At 72.7% G+C, this 4,945-nt stretch carries 4 protein-coding genes; all 4 read left to right on the forward strand.

Annotated elements, in window-relative coordinates:
* Positions 1–119 precede the first annotated feature (119 nt).
* From NE236_RS30505 to NE236_RS30520, 4 genes are read left to right on the forward strand one after another with little or no spacing between them, the layout of a single operon-like run.
* Positions 120–1,589, forward strand: coding sequence for an MFS transporter (locus NE236_RS30505; RefSeq protein WP_252845647.1), 1,470 nt, complete (start codon positions 120–122; stop codon positions 1,587–1,589).
* 5 nt (positions 1,590–1,594) lie between these two features.
* Positions 1,595–2,836, forward strand: a complete 1,242-nt coding sequence (locus NE236_RS30510) for a glycosyltransferase (RefSeq protein WP_252845648.1) — start codon at positions 1,595–1,597, stop codon at positions 2,834–2,836.
* Positions 2,837–2,861: 25 nt separating this feature from the next.
* Complete coding sequence (locus NE236_RS30515; protein WP_252845649.1) at positions 2,862–4,622, forward strand: fatty acyl-AMP ligase; 1,761 nt, start codon at positions 2,862–2,864, stop codon at positions 4,620–4,622.
* Positions 4,623–4,672: 50 nt separating this feature from the next.
* Positions 4,673–4,939 (forward strand): acyl carrier protein, encoded by a 267-nt coding sequence (locus NE236_RS30520; protein WP_252845650.1) that lies wholly within the window; start codon positions 4,673–4,675, stop codon positions 4,937–4,939.
* Positions 4,940–4,945: the final 6 nt, after the last annotated feature.

Genomic DNA, 4,945 nt, shown 5'->3' on the forward strand with positions numbered 1-4,945 from the left:
GATGCGCACATAGGCCACTTTTCTCTCAGGCGCCTTGTCACGGCGATGACAAGACTCGCGGTGGCGAATATGGCGTTATAGGTCGAATGACCCGCGCGCGACATGGATGGACGCTCACTGTGATCGCGGTCGCCGGGTTCATGACCACGCTGGACAACACGGTCGTGAACGTCGCGCTGCCGTCGATCCAGCGTGACCTGCACATCTCCCTGTCCACGCTGGAATGGGTCGCCACCTCGTACATCCTGATCTTCGCCAGTCTGATGCTCGCCGGCGGCCGGATGGCGGACGTGTACGGCCGCAAGAAGATCTTCCTGATCGGCCTGGCGATCTTCACGGCGGCGTCGGGCCTCGCCGGGCTGGCGCAGACCGCCGAGACGCTCATCGCGGCCCGGGTCGTCCAGGGCGCCGGCGGCGCGCTCGTCATCCCGGCCGGGCTGGCGCTCGTCACCGTCGGCCGCACCGAACGGGAGCAGGCGACCGGCACCGTCGTCTGGGTCGGCTCCGCCGCCCTGGCCCTGGCCCTCGGCCCGCTGACGGGCGGCTACATCGCCCAGCACTGGGCCTGGAACTGGATCTTCCTCATCAACCTCGCGCCCGGCGTCCTCGTCGTCATCCTGGGCCTCCTCGTGATCCCGGAGTCGCGGGACACCACCGCCGACGGCGTCGACCTGCCCGGCATGCTCGCCTCCGGCACCACGCTGTTCGCCGTCACGTACGCGCTCAGCGAGGTCTCCGCGCACGGGTGGGGCAGCGCCGTGGTCCTCGGGGCGTTCGCGCTGGCCGCCGTGGGGCTCGTGGCGCTGATCACGGTCGAGCGGTGGGCGAGCACACCGATGATCGACCTGGTGTTCTTCCGCAGCCGGGCGTTCGCGGGCGGGGTCGCGGTGCAGATCCTGTGGGGCGTCGGCTTCAACGGCGTGCTGTTCTACGCCTCGCTGTTCCTGCAGCAGGTGCTGCGGTTCTCCCCGACCAGGACCGGCTCGGTGTTCCTGCCGCCGGCCGTGGTCATCGCCGTCCTGACCCCCGTGTCGTTCTGGGTGGGCAAGAAGATCGGCGCCCGGTCCACGATCGCCTGGGGCCTGGTGCTCATGGCCGCCGGGATGACGGCCTTCGCGCTGCTGCGCCCCGGTGACGGCTACGTCGACCTGCTGCCCGGCGTCGCGCTCATCGGCGTGGGCTCGGCGCTGAACATGCCGCTGACCGCGTACGTCCTGGGCTCCGTTCCCGACGAGCGATCCGGCGTCGCGGGCGGGATCCTCAGCGTCGCGCGGGAGGTCTCCGGGGCCTTCGGCATCGCCGTCATCGGCCTGATCATCGCCGCCCGACAGAGGTCCGAGGTGGCCTCCGGGGTGCGCCACGCCGCCGCGTTCGAACACGCCACCTCGATCGGGCTGCTGTGCGGCGCCGGTCTGGTCTGCCTCGGCGCGCTGATCGCCGTCGTCTCGTTGCCGGCCCGCAAACGCCGGGCGCGGCACGCCCTGCCCTACAGCCCCGCCCGGGGCGAGGCCGCCGACCACCCCGCCGTGCGGCCCGAGGACCGCCCGCCCCTCCTGACCTGGTCACCCCCTGCCGAGAGCACCCGGTGACCGCGGTGGCGCGCACCATCGTCATCATGGCGGCCGGCTCACGCGGCGACATCCAGCCCTGCGTCGCGCTCGGCCGGGGACTGGCCGCGCGCGGAAACGGCGTACGCCTGATCGTCGCCGCCGGCCACGAGCCGCTCGCCGCCGGGCTGGACACCGCCGTCCTGTCCGTCGACCCGGCCCGGCTCCTGGAGACCGACGAGGTCCGCGAGTGGCTGCTGAACGGCCGCGACCCCGTGCGCTTCATCTCGGGGTTCAAACGGCTGATCCGGCCCATGGCCGAGATGCTGCTCGAGGAGGTCCTGTCCGCCTGCAAGGACGCCGACCTGCTGCTGTTCCCGACGCTGGGATTCATCGGTCACCACCTCGCCGAGTACCTGGGCGTCGACGAGGCACTGATCCACTTTCAGCCCAGCCACCCGACGAGCGCCTTCCCGCACCCGCTCGTGCCCCGGGCGTTCGGGGCCGAACGGCTGAGCTTCCACCTGGTGGACCAGATCGCCTGGCAGCTCGGCCGTCCGATCCTCAACCCCTGGCGCCGCGACGCGCTCGGCCTGCCCGGGCTCTCCCTGCGCGGCCCGATGCGCGGCGTCCGGGACGTCCCGGTGCTGGCCTGCTTCAGCGAGGCCGTCGTGCCGCGCCCGCCGGACTGGCCTGGGCACGTCCACACCACCGGCTACTGGTTCCTCGACGAGCCCGCCTGGACGCCCGGCCCACGGCTCGCGGACTTCCTCGCCTCCGGTCCGCCCCCGGTGTACGTCGGGTTCGGCAGCATGAAGCCCCGCGACCCGGAGGCGACGTTCCGGATGGTACGGGCGGCGCTGCGCGGCGCGGGCGTGCGCGGGATCGTCGCCCTCGGGGAGGGCCAAGAGGCCGACGACGACCTCTTCGTGGTCGGGGACGTGCCGCACTCGTGGCTGTTCCCCCGGACGCTCGCGGCCGTCCACCACGGCGGCGCGGGCACCACCGCCGCCGCGCTGCGCGCCGGGATCCCCGCCGTCGTCTGCCCGTTCTTCGGCGACCAGCCGTTCTGGGGCGCACGGGTGGCGGCGATCGGCGCCGGCCCGCCCCCGCTGCCGATCAAGCGACTGGGGCCGGGGGCTCTCGCCGAACGGATCACCAGGACCGTACGCGACGAGGCGATGCGTCACAGGGCGGCGCGGATCGGCCGCCGGATCGCGGCGGAGGACGGCGTCGGCCGCGCCTGCGCCGCGCTGGAGGCGGCCCGAAAGGGGCGGGGGCGGCCATGAACCATCACAGGAACGGGGACGGTCGATGACGAGCTTCGTGCACCACCTGCGCGCCCAGGTCGCGCGATTCGGAGACGACCGCTGGTACGCGCTGGCCGACGACCGCGACGGCGAGCTCGTCGAGCTGGAGCGGGCGACGTTCGCGGACCTGGACCGGCGCGCGCGGTCGGCGGGCGCCTGGCTCGCCCGCCAGGGGATGGCCGAGGAGGCGGCCCTGCTGCTCTACCCGGCAGGGTTGGAGTTCCTCCGCGTGTTCCTCGGCTGCCTGTACTCCCAGGTCATCGCGGTGCCGTCCCCGTTGCCGTCGACCGATCCACGCGCGCTGGAACGCGCGGAGGGCATCATCAAGGACGCCGACATCCGGATGGTGCTCACGGACGCGGCGAACGCGCCGCTGCTCACCTCGTGGCTGCGCGAGAGCGGACTGGACGGCCGGGTCGCGTGCGTGGCCACCGACATCACCGCGCTCCCCGACCCCGCCACGTGGGAGATGCCCGACCTGGGGCCGGACACGCCCGCGTACCTGCAGTACACCTCCGGCTCCACCAGCGAGCCGCGCGGCGTGCTGCTCTCCCACGGCAACCTGCTGCACAACTCGGCGCAGATCTACACGGTCCTCGGGCGTCCCGAGGAGGGGATCGGCGCGGGCTGGCTGCCGCACTACCACGACATGGGGCTGATCGGCCTGCTGCTCCAGCCGCTGTACGCGGGCGGCAGCCTGGTCTTCTCCTCACCCGTGTCGTTCGTGATGAAGCCGGTGCTGTGGCCGCGGATGATCAGCCGATACCGGGCCGGGTACACCGTCGCGCCGAACTTCGCCTACGAGTGGCTGGTGCGCGGGGTCAAGGACGACCAGCTCGCCGACCTGGACCTGTCCTCGCTCGCGTGGGCCCTCAACGGCGCCGAGCCGGTCCGCACCGCGACGCTGGAGAAGGTCGTACGGCGGTTCGGCCCCGTGGGGTTCCGCCGCGAGGCCTGGGCGCCGGGCTACGGCATGGCCGAGGCGACGCTCCTCGTCACCGGCACCGAGCGCGGCCACGGCCCGGTCGTCGGCCGGTTCGACGCCGCCGCCCTGGAACAGGGCCGCGCCGAGCCGTCGGCGCCGGGAGGTCGGTCGGGGCCGGTTGGTCGGGAAGGAAACAGCGTGGAGCTGGTCGCCTGCGGCCGGCCGATCGACCTAACCGTACGGATCGTCCGCCCGGAGTCGGCCGAGCCGCTGCCGGACGGCCGGATCGGCGAGATCTGGGTCGCCGGCGGCAGCGTCGCCCTCGGGTACTGGCAGCGCGCCGAGCCGAGCGAGGAGACCTTCCGGGCGCGCCTGTCCACCGGGGAGGGGCCGTTCCTGCGCACCGGCGACCTCGGCTTCCTGCGTGACAGCGAGCTGTACGTCACCGGCCGGCTCAAGGATCTGATCATCGTCAACGGCCGGAACATCTATCCACAGGATGTGGAGGAGGCGAGCCGGGGCGTCCACCCCGCGGCCCGCGCCGCCGCCGCGTTCGGCGTGGAGAGCGGGCGCGAGCACGTCGTGCTCGTCCAGGAGGTACGCCCCAAGGACCTGGGCGACCTCACGTACGAAGGCCTCGCCAGGAAGATCAAGGGTGAGCTGGCGCGGGCGTTCGGCCTGCCCTCGATGAACGTCGTCCTCGTCCAGCGGGGCGGCGTCGGCAAGACCACCAGCGGCAAGATCCAGCGCCGGCGGATGCGTGCGGCGTTCCTGGCGGGCGAGATCAGTCCCTTGCACGCCGAGCTCGAACCCGAGCTCCGAGCCCTCACCGGCGGATAGACCGGGCTCCCCCCTCACCCGGTGCACAACCCCTGACGGAGGCCCCCTCCATGCCCAGTGAAACCCTGATCCGCGACTGGCTCACCCAGCGCGTCGCCGAGTACCTCGAACGGTCCCCCGCGGACATCGACCCGTCGGCGATGCTCGCCGAGTACGGCATGGACTCGGTGTACTCGATGAGCCTGTGCGGCGACATCGAGGCGGAGTACGGACTGGACGTCGAGCCGACCCTCGCCTGGACCCACCCGACCATCGACGCCCTCGCCGCCCACCTCGGCGAACGCGTCGGTGACCGGCCCGCCACCGACCCGGCCTGACCTTCC

Source organism: Actinoallomurus purpureus, from assembly GCF_024055795.1.
GTDB classification, from domain to species: Bacteria; Actinomycetota; Actinomycetes; order Streptosporangiales; family Streptosporangiaceae; genus Actinoallomurus; species Actinoallomurus purpureus.